This is a genomic window from Polystyrenella longa, assembly GCF_007750395.1.
GTDB classification, from domain to species: domain Bacteria; phylum Planctomycetota; class Planctomycetia; order Planctomycetales; family Planctomycetaceae; genus Polystyrenella; species Polystyrenella longa.
Window position 1 is genome coordinate 395,129 of the sequence record NZ_CP036281.1, and the last position, 18,035, is coordinate 413,163.

At 51.9% G+C, this 18,035-nt stretch carries 12 protein-coding genes; 4 read left to right on the top strand and 8 right to left on the bottom strand.

Going from position 1 to position 18,035, the window contains the following annotated elements:
- Positions 1–245: 245 nt before the first annotated feature.
- Positions 246–647 (top strand): 6-carboxytetrahydropterin synthase QueD, encoded by a 402-nt coding sequence (queD, locus tag Pla110_RS01435; protein ID WP_144992475.1) that lies wholly within the window; start codon positions 246–248, stop codon positions 645–647.
- Between the two features lie 6 nt (positions 648–653).
- On the opposite strand, the gene Pla110_RS01440 is transcribed toward queD, so the two are convergent.
- Positions 654–1,403: a class I SAM-dependent methyltransferase gene (locus Pla110_RS01440; RefSeq protein WP_144992477.1), complete on the bottom strand. Its 750-nt coding sequence runs from the start codon at positions 1,401–1,403 to the stop codon at positions 654–656.
- Positions 1,404–1,611: 208 nt separating this feature from the next.
- Here Pla110_RS01440 and Pla110_RS01445 point away from each other — a divergent pair, with 208 nt between their 5' ends.
- Both Pla110_RS01445 and Pla110_RS01450 read left to right on the top strand, forming a co-directional pair.
- Entirely contained in the window at positions 1,612–5,901 is a 4,290-nt protein-coding gene (locus tag Pla110_RS01445; RefSeq protein ID WP_144992479.1) for a DUF7133 domain-containing protein, read from the top strand.
- Positions 5,902–6,270: 369 nt separating this feature from the next.
- Entirely contained in the window at positions 6,271–10,092 is a 3,822-nt protein-coding gene (locus tag Pla110_RS01450) for a secretin N-terminal domain-containing protein (RefSeq protein ID WP_144992481.1), read from the top strand.
- 1,196 nt (positions 10,093–11,288) lie between these two features.
- On the opposite strand, the gene Pla110_RS23050 is transcribed toward Pla110_RS01450, so the two are convergent.
- On the bottom strand, positions 11,289–11,945 hold the full coding sequence (locus Pla110_RS23050; RefSeq protein WP_144992483.1) for a BON domain-containing protein: 657 nt from the start codon (positions 11,943–11,945) through the stop codon (positions 11,289–11,291).
- 657 nt (positions 11,946–12,602) lie between these two features.
- A complete protein-coding gene (locus Pla110_RS01460) occupies positions 12,603–13,094 on the bottom strand; it encodes a DinB family protein (RefSeq protein ID WP_144992485.1) in 492 nt (163 codons plus the stop codon).
- A 14-nt stretch (positions 13,095–13,108) separates the two neighbouring features.
- Here Pla110_RS01460 and Pla110_RS22950 point away from each other — a divergent pair, with 14 nt between their 5' ends.
- Complete coding sequence (locus Pla110_RS22950; RefSeq protein WP_261342326.1) at positions 13,109–13,234, top strand: hypothetical protein; 126 nt, start codon at positions 13,109–13,111, stop codon at positions 13,232–13,234.
- A gap of 9 nt (positions 13,235–13,243) precedes the next feature.
- On the opposite strand, the gene Pla110_RS01465 is transcribed toward Pla110_RS22950, so the two are convergent.
- From Pla110_RS01465 to Pla110_RS01485, 5 genes are all read right to left on the bottom strand, one after another.
- On the bottom strand, positions 13,244–14,338 hold the full coding sequence (locus tag Pla110_RS01465; RefSeq protein ID WP_144992487.1) for a type III polyketide synthase: 1,095 nt from the start codon (positions 14,336–14,338) through the stop codon (positions 13,244–13,246).
- A gap of 87 nt (positions 14,339–14,425) precedes the next feature.
- Positions 14,426–15,619, bottom strand: a complete 1,194-nt coding sequence (locus Pla110_RS01470) for an NAD(P)/FAD-dependent oxidoreductase (RefSeq protein ID WP_197440429.1) — start codon at positions 15,617–15,619, stop codon at positions 14,426–14,428.
- The gene (locus Pla110_RS01475; RefSeq protein WP_144992491.1) at positions 15,616–16,323 is read right to left on the bottom strand and encodes a methyltransferase domain-containing protein; all 708 of its coding nucleotides are present in this window, start codon (positions 16,321–16,323) and stop codon (positions 15,616–15,618) included. Before Pla110_RS01475 ends, Pla110_RS01470 begins: the two co-directional genes overlap by 4 nt.
- Before the next feature lie 322 nt (positions 16,324–16,645).
- The gene (locus tag Pla110_RS01480; RefSeq protein ID WP_144992493.1) at positions 16,646–17,170 is read right to left on the bottom strand and encodes a hypothetical protein; all 525 of its coding nucleotides are present in this window, start codon (positions 17,168–17,170) and stop codon (positions 16,646–16,648) included.
- A gap of 136 nt (positions 17,171–17,306) precedes the next feature.
- On the bottom strand, positions 17,307–17,666 hold the full coding sequence (locus Pla110_RS01485; protein WP_144992495.1) for a hypothetical protein: 360 nt from the start codon (positions 17,664–17,666) through the stop codon (positions 17,307–17,309).
- Positions 17,667–18,035: the final 369 nt, after the last annotated feature.

Genomic DNA, 18,035 nt, shown 5'->3' on the forward strand with positions numbered 1-18,035 from the left:
CAGTTTATGGAGTCCTGGCTGAGTGCCGAACTGACGGATTTCATGTGTCTGGCGGTAGCGATTGTTTTTGTCGCCTGGTGTGTTAATTTTTATAGTTCAAAATGAGAACAGACTGTAAAACTTTCCAGAGGAGGCAACGAGACAGCCGATCTTTCGTGGATACGCCGGTCTTTCGTGGATACAATTGGGGTCCAAATTCATCAGCACCCCTCGGAACAGGACCTACGAAAAGACACTCCCCTTTCATGTATCGCATCACTCAGGAAATCCACTTCTGTTACGGCCACCGGCTGTTGAATTACTCCGGCAAATGTCGACATTTGCACGGCCACAATGCCCGGGTGCAGATTATCCTCGAAGGGGCCGACCTGGACGAACGGGGCATGCTGATCGACTTTTCCGACATCAAAGCCAAGTTACGTACCTGGATTGACGACGAACTCGATCACCGAATGATTCTCTGCAAAGACGATCCGGTGCTGGAGGCTCTTAAAGATACCGAAGAACCCTTTTTCGTGATCGATGATAATCCGACGGCCGAAAACATCGCCCGGTTGATTTACAACAAGGCGGTCGATTTCGAATTCCCGGTCGTTGAAGTCTGCCTCTGGGAAACGCCTAACTCGCAGGCGACGTACCGGGGTTAAAAGGGATTACTGCTTCACGGCCACAAATCGTAATCGGACGTAATCCTTCAGGTAACCTTGCTCGTCCTGCTCCAGTTGCGGTACGACCTGCTCGACGACTTCGTTCATGAACGCAGGTTGTTCCGATTCAGGAATGGGTTCCACGAAACGGCGACCAAAATTCTGTACCCAGTGGATAACTTCCCTGCCGATCGGTGTGGGACGGGGGTAGAGAAGGATTCGTTGTACTTCAAATCCGTTTGCTTCCAGCAACGACTTATATTCTTCTGCCGAGGGAAAATACCAGGGGTCGTACTGCTCGCCATCAATTCCCCTCCGGGCCAACGCTGCCTTTAATGCGACGCGGGTGATATTCACATTCCCGGCTCCTCCCATCTCGGCCACGAAACGCCCGCCCGGTTTAAGAGCTTGATGAACTCTTTTGATGACCTGCTCCGGGGGCCGCATCCAGTGTAAAGCGGCGCTGGAAAAGACCGCATCGAACTCTGCCTCATAAGGCAGTTCTGTAGCCGATACCTGTTCGACTGTGATTCCTTTTCCCTTTGCAGCGGCCACCATGGAAGGGTCACCGTCGATTCCTTTCACGGTCGCTCCAGACTTCATTAACTCCAAAGTCAGCGTTCCATCGCCACAACCAAGGTCGAGAATCGTTTCGTCGACTTGGGGTTGTAACCATTCGATCAGCGATTTTCCCAGTTTCGCAACATAGGCCGCTTCGCGCTGATAGTTTTCTGCACTCCAGGATTGATTGGTCATCGAGACTTCCGTTTGTAAAACAGTTCACCAGATAAATGGGGGATCGTACTAACGTCGGACAAAATTTGGCGCGATGGGTTCACCTGCTGTTGAAGTTCAACGGGGCGTGTAGTGTTGTATTTCATCGCAGGAAGCGGCAAGATGATACTAAAGTGAATGCACTTTCAGACAGAACATCACCGAAGCCAGCCTCAGGAATTCTTACTTGATGATCTCCTTCCGCCAGCCTTTCCGTTTTCTCATCGTATTAACTTTGCTGTTCTCTGTCGCCGCTCTAGCGGGTGGTCAGCTGCACGCACAGGAAGACGAAGATGCGGTCTTCCTTCCCGGTGTACTTGGAAGTTATCAGCAGGAAGGAGCCGAAGTCTTCGAACGGATCGATTCGGACATCGCGTTCGACTGGGGAACTCAGACTCCCGATGATCGCCTCTCGGCAGATCGTTTCGCCATTGATTGGAACAGCCTGATCCTGATCCGTCAAAAATCACCGATGCAGTTCCATGCCTATCTTAGGGGTGAAGTCGAAGTGAAAGTCGACGGGATTGTGGTCCTGAATGGGAAATCGAACGAACCAGGCTGGATCAGTGGCGAGGTACAGGAGCTGCCGCTGGGCGAGCAAGAATTCGAAGTCCACTTCGCTAAAACCTCCGATCAGGCGGTGATCAAACTGTATTGGTCTTCGGACGCTTTTGCGCTGGAACCAATTCCTGAGAATGCGCTCCTGCGAGAAGAACCAAGCCGGCAACCCTGGTTGGAAGAACAGGGGCACATGGTGGCGGATGCCTTTCGCTGTTTTAACTGCCATGCCTCGTCACGTAGTTCATTGAGTTCTCTCGATATGTCCGCTCCTGCCTTGCAACAAGTCCGCGATCATGTCAGTTGGGAGTGGCTCGTCGCAAAGCTACAGGATCCGACTCATGAGAATATCGCGAGCAAAATGCCGAACTACGGGTTTGACAAGAACGAGGCGGAAGCAGTGGCCGCTTACCTCTGGTCGAAGTCGAAGCCAACGGAACTCCTTGAACTTCCCGAACTGCCGCAACCGAAGCCGGATAAAAAGAAGGATGCCGCCGAGGAGCCTGTGACGGTGATCGATCCCATCGCCGAAGGAGAGCGCGTCGCCAATACTGTCGGTTGTCTGGCCTGCCACCAGGTTGGAGAACTGGGGACTGTCGGTCATTACAGCGGACCGGAACTAACGCACCTCGGAAGTAAACGGACAGCCGAATGGATTTATACCTGGTTGGAACAACCTGAAAAACTGCATCCGAACCATCGCATGCCGGAGGTGCTGCTTTCCAAAACAGAAAAAACACAAGTCGCGCAATACCTCGCCAGCTTGCAACCCGGTGACTCAGAGAACGCAGCCAGCGGTCCACCAGAAATGACCGACGCAATGATCGAACGTGGAGAGAAACTGATCGCACAGGCAAGTTGTGTTTCCTGCCATGATCTGGGAAAGAACGACACTTTCAAACCGTTTGAAGTGGCCGCCATTCAACCCAATCAATTGAATGGAGAAATATCGTGTGTGGGTTCGGAAGGAAAATCGAATCAGGGATCACATAAACCTCACTTCGGTGAGCGAGCTGATGGGGAAGCGCTCGATGCGTTTTTGTCGATCGCAGAACCGGCTGCAACGGACGACAACGAGGAACTCACAGCCTCTTTCCATCACAGCGATTACACAGAAGGGGAAAGGCTCCTTCATAAAAAGAACTGTCTCGCCTGTCATCAACGGGGGAACGACAACGGGCTCAAAGATCTCGCTGGCAAGATTGCGGCGAATGTACCTGGACAAGAAGGACTGAGCGAAGCCTTTGTCCCTCCTTCGTTAAACGCGATTGGCGATAAGTTGCTTGACGAGGTGTTGGCCAAAGCAATTGCCGGACAACAGGACCGTGTCCGCCTCGATTGGCTGGCCGTGCGGATGCCGAAGTTTGAACATAGCCAGGAAGAGTCGGCGGCCCTGCTGACCTACCTGAAAGGTCACGACCGAATTCCGGCGGCAGCACCGGCAACGACTCCCATTCCCGAAGTTCCGAAAAAGAGTGAAGAAGAATGGTTCCTCACCGGACAGGCATTAGTTGGAGCCCGAGGTTTCAGTTGCATTGCCTGCCATCAGATCGGCGACTTCCAACCGAAGAAAGTCGAACCGGGAACCCGGGGGACCGACTTGCAGGGCATTGGCGACCGGATGCGGAAAGAATTCTACTTTCGGTGGGTACAGTCCCCCATCCGAATTATTCGCGGAATGGAAATGCCTTCTTTCAATCGCCCTAAAGAAGGCGTGCTTGAAGCACATCTGCCTTCGCAATTAGCGGCTGTCTGGGAGGCGTTAAACGATCCACGATTGACTGTCCCTACTGACCCTTCTGTTGTCGAACAATACTGGGCAGTCGCTCCCGGAGAAAAACCGCGCGTCGTGCGGGATGTCTTCATGGTGCAGGATCAGGATCAACAGATACCGCTCGTTCGTTCCTTTGCCGCCGGATTCGATAATGGACATAGCTTACTTTACGATCTCTCTCAGCCACAATTACGCGTCTGGACTGTGGGAGATTTCGCACGGCAACGGACGGCAGGAAAGAGCTGGTATTGGGATCTGGCCGGAAATCAGCTGGCGCAGTTCAGTTCTGCGCCGGACTTCGCGCTGTCGATCAAAGGAGACATCCAGCTTCCTTTGATGGTGGACGATTCGGCAACCAGGTTGATCAGTTACCAGACAACAGAAACAGAAGTCGTAATCGAATACCTCACTCATTTCCAGGTAGAAGGTAAAACGGTCGAAGTCCGTGTTCGGGAACAATTGGAGACGGCATCGACCAAGGCCAATTCAAATGATTCCAAAACAGGATTGAAACGGACATTCACTGTGTCCCAAATACCTCAAGGAGGCCGCTTGTTAGTCAGCATTCCCAAGATCGCTCCCGGGTTGGGAAATCCTCAGGTCGAACTGATCTCGAATGTTCCTCAGGAAGCGATCTCGCACGGCAAGCTACCCACCGATAAAGATACAACCGAGTCTCGTACGTGGGTTCGACTTAACTCCTCAGCCGAGGAAGTTACCGGTAGCTTGCTTTATCAATGTGATCTGAAGGCACCCGCACTGGTGGCCAACCTGGAACAGAATACCGCCGTGCAACCCACACCGATTTCCACCTTGCCCGGATTTACGGGGCAACGATTATCGCTTCCCCCCTCATTGATGCCGACGGCGATGACGGTTACCGCTTCGGGCGATCTGGCGTTTACGTCTCTCAAAGGAGATGTCTATCTGGCTCGCGATACCGATGGTGACGGGTTCGAAGATAAGGTGATCCTCGTCGAAGAAGGGCTGGCCGCCCCTTTCGGGATCTATGCAGACGGAGACCAACTTCTCGTTTCGCACAAACCGGAAGTCCTTCGCCTGGTGGATACTAACGGCGATGGCCGTGCCGATACTCGTGAAGTTGTCGCGACTGGTTGGGGATACTCGGAAGATTACCACGACTGGACCTGTGGTATCGTGAAAGACTCCAAAGGGTATTATTACATCGGTATTGGTTCAGACTATGCCCAGAAAAAGCGTTTGGACAACACCCGCAAGTGGCGCGGGGCGGTGCTGCGTTTTGATGAGTCAGGGAATGTCGAACCGGTCGGAACGAACTTCCGTTATCCCACCGGCCTGGCGATAGATGCCCAGGATCGGGTTTATGTTTCCGATCAACAAGGTGTGCAGAATACCTTTAATGAAATCAACTACCTGCAACCGGGCAAGTCTTATGGCGTACTCAGCTGGCAGGACCGTGATAAGGATCTGGTGGATACCCGTGCCGCAGTTCAACTTCCGCATCCCTGGACGCGTTCCGTGAATGGACTGTTCATCCTTCCGGAAGACTACCCGATTCCGGAATTGGCGGGCGAGGGGATTGGTTGCGAGTACAACGGGCGTTTTCTGATTCGATTTAATATCGACGAAATCAACGGAGAGGTTCAGGGGGGGGCCTATAACTTCAGTCAACCTGATCAACTCAGTTCTCAGGAGAATTTTCTGGGACCGCTCTCAGGCTGCGTCGGTCCTGATGGAACCATCTACATCGGCAGTATGTATGACAGCGGATGGTCGGGTGGAAGTAACACGGGCGAGATCGTGAAATTAAAACCGACCGGTTCCATCCCGAACGGGATCAAGCAGATTCGTTCCCGGAAGAATCAATTTGAAATTGAATTTATGCGTCCTGTTGATAAATCGCTCGCCGCGGATCCGGAGCAGTACGGCATCTCAACTTATACTCGCGTCTGGCAGGGAGCCTATGGCACGCCCGATTCAGGGCGGCACCAGGTGGAGATCGAAAAGGTAACCGTCGCGGACGATGGCAAGTCGGTCATCTTGCATGTTCCGGAACTGCTTGCCTCGTATGTTTATGAGATCAATTGTGGTGACCTGGATACGAGCAACGAAGAACCCTTCTGGCCCTCGACGGGTAACTACACGGTGAACACGCTGCCCGAATAACGTGTAGTTCTTACAATAACGGGGTACAGATTTGCGCGGGTCATTTCTTTTTTGAGTGTAAGAAACGATTAAGATTTGATTTAACAATATATTGCTCTTGATGCATATTTTGTGTTTCCGTACTATCCCGCTCTCTCTCTCATCAGGCCCGCCCTGAAAAGCTTGCGTAACCGCGTAAAATCAGACTGATTTTCTTCAACACAGGGATGTGTCGGAGTCCGTTGCGCAGTCTTCATTTCCTATTGATATTTGAATGCTTTTACGATCCACTTTTGTTCGTGAAAGAACTTCTGGAACGCCTTTGTGCGCTCCGTTTCAAGTAGGGAATGGAGGATTTGCTTTTCTATTGTCGTAACCGATTATACAAGGATGAAATCTGTGCGAGCCCTTTGCATGCTGCTGGTGTTCGGGTCCCTCTGTGGTGGAGGATCTTTCCTGCAAGCACAAAACGGACAGACCGTCGATACCGATACGAAAAACGAATCGAATGCTACGAAGTTTGAGGTCTATCAACTTCAGCATCAATCTCCGACCTATGTTAAAACACTGTTGCAAGGCTTCCTGAAAGATCAGGCGGACCGGGTCGAAACCGGTGCGATTGAAGAGCAACAGCTTCTCATCGTGAGAGGTCCGGAGGAAGTTCATCAACTTGTCGCCGACCTCATTAAGAAGGTCGATAAGAAAACGACAGCGGCCCCCGGTAAGAAACCGGCGGAGTTGAACCCGGCTCTCAATTCGGCCCCTCTGGCGGAACAGTCTATGGAGACGATTCGCTGCCGTCCGGATTCATTGCTTGCGGCTCAACAGATCGCCCGTAAATTTCTCGAGACGGAACCTGGTTCCAAAGTCACGATTGAACCCCAGAATAGCCTGCTGCTTGTACTTGCGAGTCCAAGAAAGTATCAGGAACTCAACCAGAAACTGACAGCCGCTCGACTGCTGGTCGAAAAGACGGCATTAGTCAATGTTCCCGGTGCATCGCGCAACAATCGCGCAGAAGCGGGTCGCAATATCGAAGACATGTATTACCCGCGATATCATTCGGCCGATCGTCTCGAACAGAAAATTCAACAGTTACTTGGTAAACGACTCATCCGCGATCCACAGCGAACTGCCGGACGTTACCAGATTCAAAGCCGTGATGGTGCCCGACTGACTTTGGAATTCCAGTCCGAACAGAACCGCCTGTTTATGACAGGGCGTGAAGGACTTGTAGATCAGTTCGCGGAACTCGTTCATTCACTCGATTCCTCCACAGAAGTGGGGGCGGCCAAAGTGAGTATCGTCCCCGTGCGGAACTCCAAGCCAGAAACCGTTCGTAAAGCGATCAAAGCTTACATGAGTGGTTACCGTGCCGAGCAGGGTGCAGAAGCCAAACCCGCAGTTCCCGAAGGCGAGCCACAAAGCATGGTGGCTCCGCAGAAGGAGGGTATTCAACAGATCAATTTTCAGAATGGCCTTAACCCGAACAATCTTTCCTTCCAGATTGAGGGGAACCCCAACGATCTGGATATGGATCTTGATGACGAAGCCCGCCTGCGATCCCGCCTGGGGGAACTCAGTAACAATGTGCAAATTCAAACATTGGACGACCTCGATCTGATTATCCTGCGTGGTCGTGATGAAGATGTTCAGGAAATCAGCCGCATTATCGAACAGATCGAACAACTCTCCATCGATGCCGAACCTGAAATCGAAGTGATTCCATTGAAGCATGTCTCCGGCCGGTCGCTGGAAGCATTGGCGAATCAGATTTCAGAACAATTGGTCGGTGGTCGCCAGGGTCGCGCCTTTGTAACGGCACTCGGCAATCCGAACTCGATTCTTCTTATTGGTTGGGGGGAAGCGTTCGGGGCAATGAAAGAACTGGTCGAACGTCTCGACGAACCGGTCGATCCCGAATCTGAAATGCAACTGTTCGCACTCGAACATGCCGATGCCACTGCGGCGATGCAGTCGGTATTGCAATTCTTCACGCCTCAAGGGGGCCTGTCTCCCACCGTGAATGTGATCACCGACAATCGGACCAACTCGTTGATTGTTCGTGGAGCACCACGTGACTTACTCCAAGTTTCCGCACTCATCAAACGACTCGATCTCCCCGGTGGAGAAGCAGTGAACCAGGTTCGCACTTATAAGCTGAAAAACACTCTGGCGAACGATCTGGCAGCCGTGATTCAAGAAGCGATCAATGCTGCCCGTGGACAAGGTGCCGGTGGAAAATCGAAAGTTCTTGAACTGTTGACCGTCGATGCCGAAGGAGAAAAACTGTTAAAAACAGGAGCTCTCCAGGATGTTCGCATCACGCCCGATCCACGGACAAATACATTGATTATCTCGGCGCCGGAAGATAGCCTCGCGCTATTGGACGCCTTGATTGATCAACTCGACCGCGAACCTACCGAACAGGCTCAGATTAAAGTCTTTCGAATTGTTAATGGCGATGCCGCGTCTTTGATTCAAATGTTGCGAGCATTGATTCCCAGTTCAACCGGACTGGCCTTGGGTCCTCAGTTGCCGGGTTCCGGTGGTGAGACATCACTCATTCCTTTGCGATTTTCTATCGACGAACGGACCAACAGCATTATTGCTTCCGGTTCGACCAACGATTTAGCGTTGATCGAAGCCCTGTTGATTCGTCTCGATGCGAAAGATGTGCTCGAACGGAAAACGACCGTTTACAAACTAAGAAATGCTCCGGCTTTCGATGTTTATGAAGCGATTAACGAGTTTCTGCGAGATGAACGCCGAGTACGCGAAGCGGCCACCGAGGCTACAAACCGATTCCTTCAGGTTGAACGAGAAGTCGTCGTTGTCTCTGAGGAGGTGAGCAACAGCATCATCCTCTCAGCGACTCCGGAATACTACGACCGCATTCTCGGCTTGATCAAAGAACTGGACGAACAACCTCCGATGGTGATGATTCAGGTATTAATTGCCGAACTTGCCTTGAACGATACCGATGAATTCGGTGTCGAACTCGGATTGCAGGACAGCTTGCTCTTCGACCGTTCGTTGCTGGGTGACTTGTTAACGACGACTAATACGACGCAAGTGACCAATGCCAACGGTGTAACGACGATCACAGAAGAGATTATTCAAGGGGCGACAAACCAGCCCGGCTTCGACTTCAACAACAACCCGCTGGGGAATAGTGGAAGTACGAAATCACTTTCGACGGCAGGTGATGTGGCGGGCCAAGCGATTTCCCACTTCGACGTCGGTCGTGTGAACAGTCAACTTGGTTTTGGTGGTCTGGTTCTTTCGGCCGGTAGCGAGAACATCAACATTCTCGTCCGAGCTCTTAAAGAATCTCGCCGACTGGATGTACTCAGTCGTCCGCAAATCATGACCCTCGATAACCAACCCGCCTTTATTCAAGTCGGGGAACGAGTTCCCCGAGTGGTAAATACGACATTGAATCAGTTCGGTCAGGTGAACACTGTCGAACTGGAGAATGTGGGACTCATTGTAGCGGTGACACCTCGTATCAGCCCTGAGGGGAACGTGGTGATGGAAATCGACGCTGAGAAATCAGAACTAGGTTCCGAAGCGGAAGGGATCCCGATTTCGACTTCGGCCGATGGAGAAGTCCTGCGGTCTCCCCGTATTAATCTGACAACCGCGTCCACCACGGTCAGTGCCGACAATGGTGAAACGATTATCCTCGGGGGATTGATTACCAAATCAACTTCCAAAGTTGCCCGTCGCGTTCCTTACCTGGCCGATATTCCCATCCTGGGTGATCTCTTCCGGTTTGATTCGCGTGCGGTACGGCGAACAGAGCTGATGATTATTCTGACGCCCTACATCATCAATAACCCACAAGACATGGAACGGCTTAAACAGATTGAAGAAGCTCGCATGCACTGGTGTGCAGCGGATATCTCGGCCATTCATTATGACACAGGTTATTGTCTTGATGGTAGTTGTGATCTGGAAACCGAATTGCAGGTCATCTTTCCAGATGACGATCCCCGCGGCGTGATGCCTCCACCGGAAACGCTGAACATGCAGCCAACTCCGATTCCCGGATCGATTGCTCCGCCGGATTCCATTCAACCAATGATGATGCAGGAAGATCAAGTCTTCCGTCAGCAGGTCTCTTTGCCGAACGAGATCCAACCGGTGGTCTCGAAGAAACAGCCTGCCTGGTGGCAACGGAAATCCTCCGCCAGCAAGACGAAGTAAACGGATCGATTGAAACTTCTGATGAACGAACTTCCCGCTGTTCAAAGCGGGGAGTCTACCGACTTTGAAATCGCCGTTCCCTGCACAATTAACTGTGCATCTACCTGTAACTAGAGGATAACGAACCATGATGCGACGCCGCTGGCAAGCGATCACGACGCTCCTCCTGATGACCATGATCCCCGCACTGTCTTTAACTGGGTGTGCGTCATTTCAACTGGCTCAGGCGATGAAATTCGATTTGAATAAACCCTTCCCGTGGGAAACTGATGACGATGAGATCCGTTCTCCGGAGCGCCTGGTGGCGGTCTGGAAAGATACGATCATGAATCAGCGGAGCCAGAAGGGGGTCCGTGGTTTTGGCGGACGGGTGATGTTCTACGACTCACAGGGCGCCAAGCCGATTCGCGTTGCTGGTGATGTCGTTATTTATGCGTTTGATAACACGGGTGTCGACGCCGATGCCATTCCTGACCGTAAATTTGTTTTTAAAGCAGACCGTCTGGAAGAGCATTACAGCAAATCGGCTTTGGGGCACTCTTACAGCTTCTGGCTTCCCTGGGAAGAAATAGGTGGCGAACCTCGGAAAATCAGCCTGCTGGTCCGCTTCGAAGGAGAAGCGGGAGAGACAGTCATGTCCGATCCGGCAATGCAATCTCTTCCCGGAATCCCCAAGGGGTTTATGCTCGGAAAAAAACAGGACGAAGAGAAAGCGGCCGCTGCTGGCGGCATTCAACAAGCTTCGTATGAAGAAACCGAATCTGCTTTAAAAAAGCAAAATGCGGAACCCCTGCGGATGCAGACGGAAACGATCGAAGTACCCAAGCGATTCATAGATAAACATCTAACCGATCCTCAGGCGGAATGGGATATCCCTGTTGATAATAGTGGCGAAAGCAGTTTATATTTCCCTCAGCCGGGGGCGAAGTCGACTAGTTCGCGGGCGCCACAGGAACTGGACCGTTTCGAGGCAGGAGAACTCCCTGCGCAAGTAGATCAGAAAATGCCTGTAGAACGAACCAGTCAGTATCGGCCTGAACCACAACTTAATGCGCAGGACTTGGAGATTCAGGAGTTGCGGGCGTCGCTGGATGTAATGCGTCAACAGTTGGCAAAAACGGAACAGCGACAACAGAGCCAAACGACGAACTCAGCTTACAAAGGCTGGGATCGAAAATCGGAACGACAGATTCCGCTTAATTCGGGATCGGGACGATCGGCTGAGGTGCAAGGGACACTTCGAGCTCGTTATGAACAGTATTTACGCCAGGCTCAAACATCAGAAGTCGGGAACACAACTGTCGCTGTCGGTCATCCTGCACCTGACCGCGAAGCGTCACCTGCCCGTCTGCAAACGATACCTCGATCCCGGGAGCAACAGACTGAATGGGACTGGCAGACGCCAGAGTCTGTTTCAGGTTCCCCGCCTTCAAAATAGGATCTGCCTTCGGCACAGAGAATCCTAAGGAGAGACGTGGTAGATACATCTGATTGGCCTGGGGACGTCGGAGTGGTCGGTTGATCCGGCCAGCCTGACTTCGTTCAACCTGGAAATCCTGCACGGCCGTTCGAACGTTTCCGTCAGTTGATCCCTGTTCCAAACCAACGAACCCCGAGCCTTCCTCAGAATCCGCACCGACGAAACTTCGCTCATCGCGATTCTCGCGCAGGAAACGGGCTCCGCCTGAAATGGCACTTCCGCCCGAAGCACTCGATGATGCTGCGCCCGGTTCGGGCTGCTTCGTCAGCGGTTGCCCCAATGTTCGATCGCCGAACAGCTGAGCTTCGACCTGAGAAATGAATATGATGGAGCTAACGCTGACCATCACAAAAATAATTGTCCGTAATCGCATAGTAGATACCGTAATGGTTAAATCGTTTTTACGAAGGTGGGCGAGTTACAAGGCGGGCACGCAAAACTACTTAAACAGTTTCCGTCATTCACCAGCGTGGAGTCTCTGTTTCGCCGTTTTGCTATCTGTCTAATACAGAGCAAAACGAGCTTGGGCACAACAGAGCAGGAGGGTTCATCAATTCAATTGTTTTCACTGCGTATTGCAGTAAAGACTTTGGTGAATGAAATCCACGGGCAAAGTAATTAAAACTTATCACGTGGTTCGCAGGGCGCCGGAGAAACTCATCGCGGCAGGAAGGTTTGGGGAGGGAAATTGAATCCGGACGCGGTACAGAAACCACAGCCCCGGAAACTCTCTGGACAGGAAGTCCTTACGTAATCGTAACAGACTTCGTGGTCGTTTCCAGTGGGGGAATCCTGTTCAGAGCTTACTGAAGACCGTCCAAACAGGAGGCAGACAGCCGTCGGCCGTTTGTAACTACTTAATCAATAATCGTTTGCAGTCGATATGTAACTGCGACAATAATTTCTCGCTTGATGACTGTACGGATTTATTTAAGCGAGTAATCGCGTAATGAAGGACGGAAAAACCCGATTCCAACACGGTGCGATGATGCGCAGCCATCGCGACCGTGCTCGTTAATCCGCCTCGTTTTCAGATCAGAACGGGTTTGCCCTGTTGACGACGAACGATCACCCATTGACCGGCGTGCATTGTCCAGTGGGTGCCTTGCATCGCAAAGATCGACCCCACGGTTTCGCCAATCTGCTGCAATTGCTCCGGACCCGGTTTCATCAAGTCTTCATCAGACATCTTGGCGAGGACGGCGAGCGTGCCTTCGCGTTGTTCATTCATCAGCTTCACCAGTTCTTCTTTAGGAAGAAAGGCTGACGTGTCGTCTCCACTGGAATTCTTGCGGTCATAAATCTCGGTGAAGCCTTCGGGTAACGCGGGCATGGACCCCGGAGCAATCGCTTCGATCAGTTGATGTTCCGAAGCAATCAAATGCCCCACCTGCCAGTTAATCGGGTTAATCCCCTCAGCCGGTTTCAGCAGCAAATCGTCATCGGACAAATCAGACAGGTAAACATTGACAAGCTGGGTCGGTGTGACGAGAGACTTCTTAATATGTTCAGCAATACTCATGTCAGGATTTCCTCATGCTGGTGGAAAACAATCACGGGGCAGGACAGCAGTCCTTCAATTTTCCCACTTATACTTTAATGGTTCGAGTTGCTCAGTGGTACCTGACGGGACTCTCCATGCGAACCGGTCTCTTGATTTAAATTTGTCCTTTACAAAATCAACGCGGCCTCAGCCACTAATCCCGGACCGAAACCAAGGATGACGCAAGGGCGTTTAGCTTCTGCTTGGCGAAGACGTTCAATGATGAAGAGGACGGTGGGCGAAGACATATTGCCGTATTCTTCCAGTACACGGCGGGAAGGTTCCATCTGTTGATCGTCGAGGCCAAGGGCTTCGGCCGTGGCCTGCAAGATACGAGGGCCCCCCGGATGAATGGCCCAGGAAGCGATCTCTTTCGTCGTCAATTGATGGCGGCCCAGCCAGGCTTCCATCCATTCGGGTAGGTACTGCTGGATCACATTGGGCACTTCGGGGGACAGGCCCATTTCGAAACCGTTGTTTCCAATTTCCCAGCTCATCATCTCGCGGGAATCGGGCAGCAGCCGGGAACCATTGGCGACGATTGTCCAATCCTCCCCGGTAGGAGTCTCTCGATGACATCCAACGACTGCGGCGGCTCCATCAGCGAAGAGAGAGTTCGCCACGATCCGCTGTGGATTCCAACCGTAGTGATGATGCACGCTGCATAATTCCACGGCGCAAACGAGCACACAAGCTTTCGGGTCGGCGTCGGCATACGCTTTGGCGACTCGCAAACCATTCATGGCACCATGACACCCCATGAAGCCGACATGCGTCCGGGCTGTCTCTTCGGGCAATCCAAGTTCGCGAATCAATTCTATATCAAACCCCGGTGCGGAAAAGCCACTACAGGAAACCGTAACGAGGTGAGTGATCTCCCCCGGAGCCTTCCCCGAATCCAGCAGCGCTTTGTTCGCTGCTTTTATAGCGAGTGGGGCTGCGTGCAGAACATACTGTTCCATTCGCGCCGCCGTGTCGGGACCGGAATTTCCCGGTTCTTCCCCTGGGGTGTAGAACGATTGACGATTTTCCGCTCCGTCTTCGGACGAGTTTAACAGCACGCTATACCGTTGCTGAACTCCTGATCGACGATAGAGCGCGACGATTTGCCTCTGTTTTTTTTCGTCGACTCGACCCAGATGTTTGGCAATCTCCGCCGCGTCTTTTTGTTGAACCGCGTGTTCGGGATTAGCCGTACCGACCCCCAGTATTTCAAAACTCATTTAATGCTCTATTTGGTTAAGGCGATATGCCAGTATAAAAAGATGTGCCAGTCAACGAAGAGAATTGATCGCTTCCACACTTCGTCCTCAGGACGGAGCATCGACCAGCACAGGAGCGAGGGGTTCGTTTAAGTGTTTGATGATGGGACGGGTCAGGCCGGGAAACCAGTTAATGGTGGAGAGGGCGAGTTCCACGGCGCGGGGATAACGAGAGAGTCGAGCGATCCAGCGACAGTATTGATACCGCTGTTGCACTTCAGTTCGGTGCAATCGGCTCCACTCCTCTTCGTCGGCAGTCCCCCATGAATCTATTCTAGACGCTACCAGAGTAGAAGCGAGGTAGCCACTGCAGAGAGCACTGGCGATTCCTTCTCCCGTGAAAGGTTCCACATACCCAGCGGCATCGCCACATCGCAGCGTACGAGGTAGGGCTTTGACGGTAGTCGTACGGGTCAGAGCAATTGTCCCAGACCAGTCGACGGAGTCCAGATTATTAATTTCGGGGAGATGAGCCTCTTGAATGATTTGCTGTATCAAACCGGAAGTCGAGTTCGCCTGTTTCAGCACGGGGGCGTTCAGCGCGGCGGCCAGATTCAGGCTGCCATCCTCCAGCTGAGTCAGACCGACATATCCCGCAGGAGAAACCGCCATATGAATACTGCCTGCGTCGTAACCTGTAGGAGGTTCCATCAGGATGCCCCCCAATCCCAGCCGCGATGCCGTAGTTGAAAGGCTCTTATGTTGAGGATATTTTTTGAGCGACGAATTCGCCAGACCATCGGCAACTAAAACGATGCGAGCGGTTGCGATGACTGTCTTGCGATCTGTCGATTGCAATTCTACCCGACGTTGATCGCCGAGAGGCGTCAGTTCCTCCAGGCGAGCTGTGACTTCGGAAAGGAACTCAGTTCCCTTGGTGATTGCTTCCGTCACCAGAATTTCATCAAAGCGAGTCCGACTGAAAGCGACACCGTGAGGTAGCGGTACAGAGACTTCCCGCCGTGGGCTATTGATTTGCAACTCCTGGATTGGAATCGCGCCCGCGTCTTTCAGCAGTGGCATCAAACCTGCTTGCTCGACGACACTCAGCGTCCGCTCATTGAGGCAACCTCCACACACTTTGTATCGAGGAAACGACTTCCGGTCGATCAGCAATGTCTTCAAGCCCGCTTTGCCCAGTTGCAGCGCGGCGAGTGCCCCGGCCGGTCCGGCGCCGATGATCAGCACGTCCCAATTCGTCGACGCGGCCTCGGAGATATCCAGAGTGTTTTTAATCGTCACGTGCGATTCCTCCACGAGAGCAGGAACCGTTCCGGCCAGTGACGGGTCACGGTAACCGATTCCATACCCGCTTTCAGAGCGTGCTCAATCGCTTCCTTGATCGTGAAGGCCGACCGCACGGACAGGGGACCATCCACATGCACAATCGGTGATCGACTGAGTAATCGACAGCCAATCTGAGCAAGGCAGTACCCGAAACGGGAACGACGAAGATCGTTCACCAGCACCAACTGCCGGGCCGCATAGGATATCTTGTTCAGGAAAAAAATCGCCTCTTCGGAACGGAGATGATGCAGGAACAGGGAACACATAATGACGTCGTATTCCCCCGGAACGGGTTCTTTTAGCACATCCCAACGGTGAAACGGAATCGACAGATCACGTTCGGTCGCCTGACGAGTGGCGTAATCCACGGCAACCGGACTGATGTCGGAGCCGGAGAACTCCATCGGGATTTGTTCCTGCTTCGCTCGCTGCGCCAGGTTGATGACGACATCACCCCCGCCGCTGGCCACGTCGAGCACTTTGAGAGGCCGGTCCGGGTGTTCCTGCGCCAGTTGCCGCAGCGGAGGCCAGAGCATGCTGCTGCTCCCACTGATCCAGTTGACCCGCTTCAACCCGGCAAGCGCCTGCTGGTGTTCCCGTTCATCCAGTCCGGGTTGATCCATCAGTTCTTCGACTTGTTGACGCGTACTCAAATTCATAGATGCTGGGAACCGACAGGGAGAGAGGGAACAGGCAGTGGTGATAAACAGGCCCGGGCAACATTCATGTCCAGACCGAAACCGACAGCCGCCGAGAGAAGGATCGCGCACCGTCTCTGGTATTGTAGCCACTGGAAGAAAAGAGAACACTCACTAACGGCATCCCATCTGCCTACAAACTTAGTTGCCAAAGTAATTGTTCCAGAATCTATACTGATGTGGCTATAACGGACCTAATTGCCTCTTTTTCTGATCCAGAATCCGGAATTGGATATAAGACTCTGGTCTCGGTTAAGGGGGGCAGATCAGCCGACCCAACCCGCTAAAACGTAACGTAAAGCCCCTTTTGTGACTGAGTAGCTCGCTGTAAGAATTCAACAGCCTCAGTTACTTCTTCTGATGAATGCTCTTGTGCAAGTTGCTGCAAAAAACCAAGACTCTCGCTCACCTGTCCATTGCTTTGGAAATACGAACCCATTTTGCCGGGATCGAAAGAATTGTTGTCACTTCCGACAATCAAACCCAAGATCGGTGAGCTTCTCCGGTCGTCAGGAACTATTTCCTGGACTGATTCCCAAGCTGAGCCAAGCCCGATGTCATCGGTTGGATCGTAGTATTTTGTCTGTGCAAAGTCTCCGTACTGGTGGGCATCCTCTGTCTCAATCATCCCTTCCCAGTCATCTTCCAGTGGTTCACCTTCGTAAGGATCGGTGAGTGACTTGAAGTTTTGTTGGATGAATGAAATCAAAGCACTACATTCACCTGTTGCAAGAGAGTCTTGCAGTACGGGTAATAGCTCCTGCTCAAACTTCTGGTAATCAAATATGAATGCCTTGTGTTCCATCATGATGTATCATCTCACGGCAAGAAATCGTTTAGCGAAGGACGCTGTAACAATTATAAAGAATTACGATAAGAGCACGTTGAAAACCGTCATTTTAACGGGCTGCCAGGCTATTCCCAAAGGTCTTGCCATCTAACACTCAGGCTACTTGGATCACACTTTTGGTTACACCATCTTCTGAAATGAAGGCAAACAGACATGCATCATCATGGTAAAGTCCAGTAGACTTCGGGATTGATACCTCCCCAACAAATACCATTGGTTTGTTATTGTGGAATTGCCATTCAGCTTCTTGAATCCAATTCGGGCCGTCAATTGGAATTGAGCGGAACCATCCTCCAACGTTCTCACGAGCAAACGAAACGAATTCTACTTGATTACCTTGGAATCCATCTACGAGGTTCTCAAAAAAACGTTCGCTTTCAATTGGTACATCTATTTGTGCTCCACAATTTGATACAATGCTCAAGAGCTCTTCATAGACATCGTCAAGTTTCATTGATGGCATCCTCAGTCAACTAAGCCTAAAAAGTCGTATCCTATGTGGCAAAATTGGTCAATCCGCTCGTGCCTCCTCTAAGGATGAGTCCTTTTCACCCCAAAGTAAATGTCCAATTTCTTCTTTGCCTATCTCTGGAACTTCGCTCAAGGGTTTTAGAGCGTTGTTTAGAAACCGGCGGACCTGTTTCTCGGCTAAGAGCGAGCCGGCTGAGACGAATTCCTGACGATCTTCGGACTAGAAGAGGCAAATGGGACGCGTTGCGATGAATTCCCCAAAACGGTTCCTTCCTTGTTTGAAGAAGGAAATGCTGACGCGGGAAAATCTTTGTCTGGAAATAGAATCTTCTTCGACTTGAGTTTGTGGTAC

Coding starts and splice junctions, on each gene's coding strand:
- queD (WP_144992475.1), top strand. CDS start 246: ATGTATCGCATCACTCAGGAAATCCACTTCTGTTACGGCCACCGGCTG.
- Pla110_RS01440 (WP_144992477.1), bottom strand. CDS start 1,403: ATGACCAATCAATCCTGGAGTGCAGAAAACTATCAGCGCGAAGCGGCC.
- Pla110_RS01445 (WP_144992479.1), top strand. CDS start 1,612: ATGATCTCCTTCCGCCAGCCTTTCCGTTTTCTCATCGTATTAACTTTG.
- Pla110_RS01450 (WP_144992481.1), top strand. CDS start 6,271: ATGAAATCTGTGCGAGCCCTTTGCATGCTGCTGGTGTTCGGGTCCCTC.
- Pla110_RS23050 (WP_144992483.1), bottom strand. CDS start 11,945: ATGCGATTACGGACAATTATTTTTGTGATGGTCAGCGTTAGCTCCATC.
- Pla110_RS01460 (WP_144992485.1), bottom strand. CDS start 13,094: ATGAGTATTGCTGAACATATTAAGAAGTCTCTCGTCACACCGACCCAG.
- Pla110_RS22950 (WP_261342326.1), top strand. CDS start 13,109: ATGCTGGTGGAAAACAATCACGGGGCAGGACAGCAGTCCTTCAATTTT.
- Pla110_RS01465 (WP_144992487.1), bottom strand. CDS start 14,338: ATGAGTTTTGAAATACTGGGGGTCGGTACGGCTAATCCCGAACACGCG.
- Pla110_RS01475 (WP_144992491.1), bottom strand. CDS start 16,323: ATGAATTTGAGTACGCGTCAACAAGTCGAAGAACTGATGGATCAACCC.
- Pla110_RS01480 (WP_144992493.1), bottom strand. CDS start 17,170: ATGATGGAACACAAGGCATTCATATTTGATTACCAGAAGTTTGAGCAG.
- Pla110_RS01485 (WP_144992495.1), bottom strand. CDS start 17,666: ATGAAACTTGACGATGTCTATGAAGAGCTCTTGAGCATTGTATCAAAT.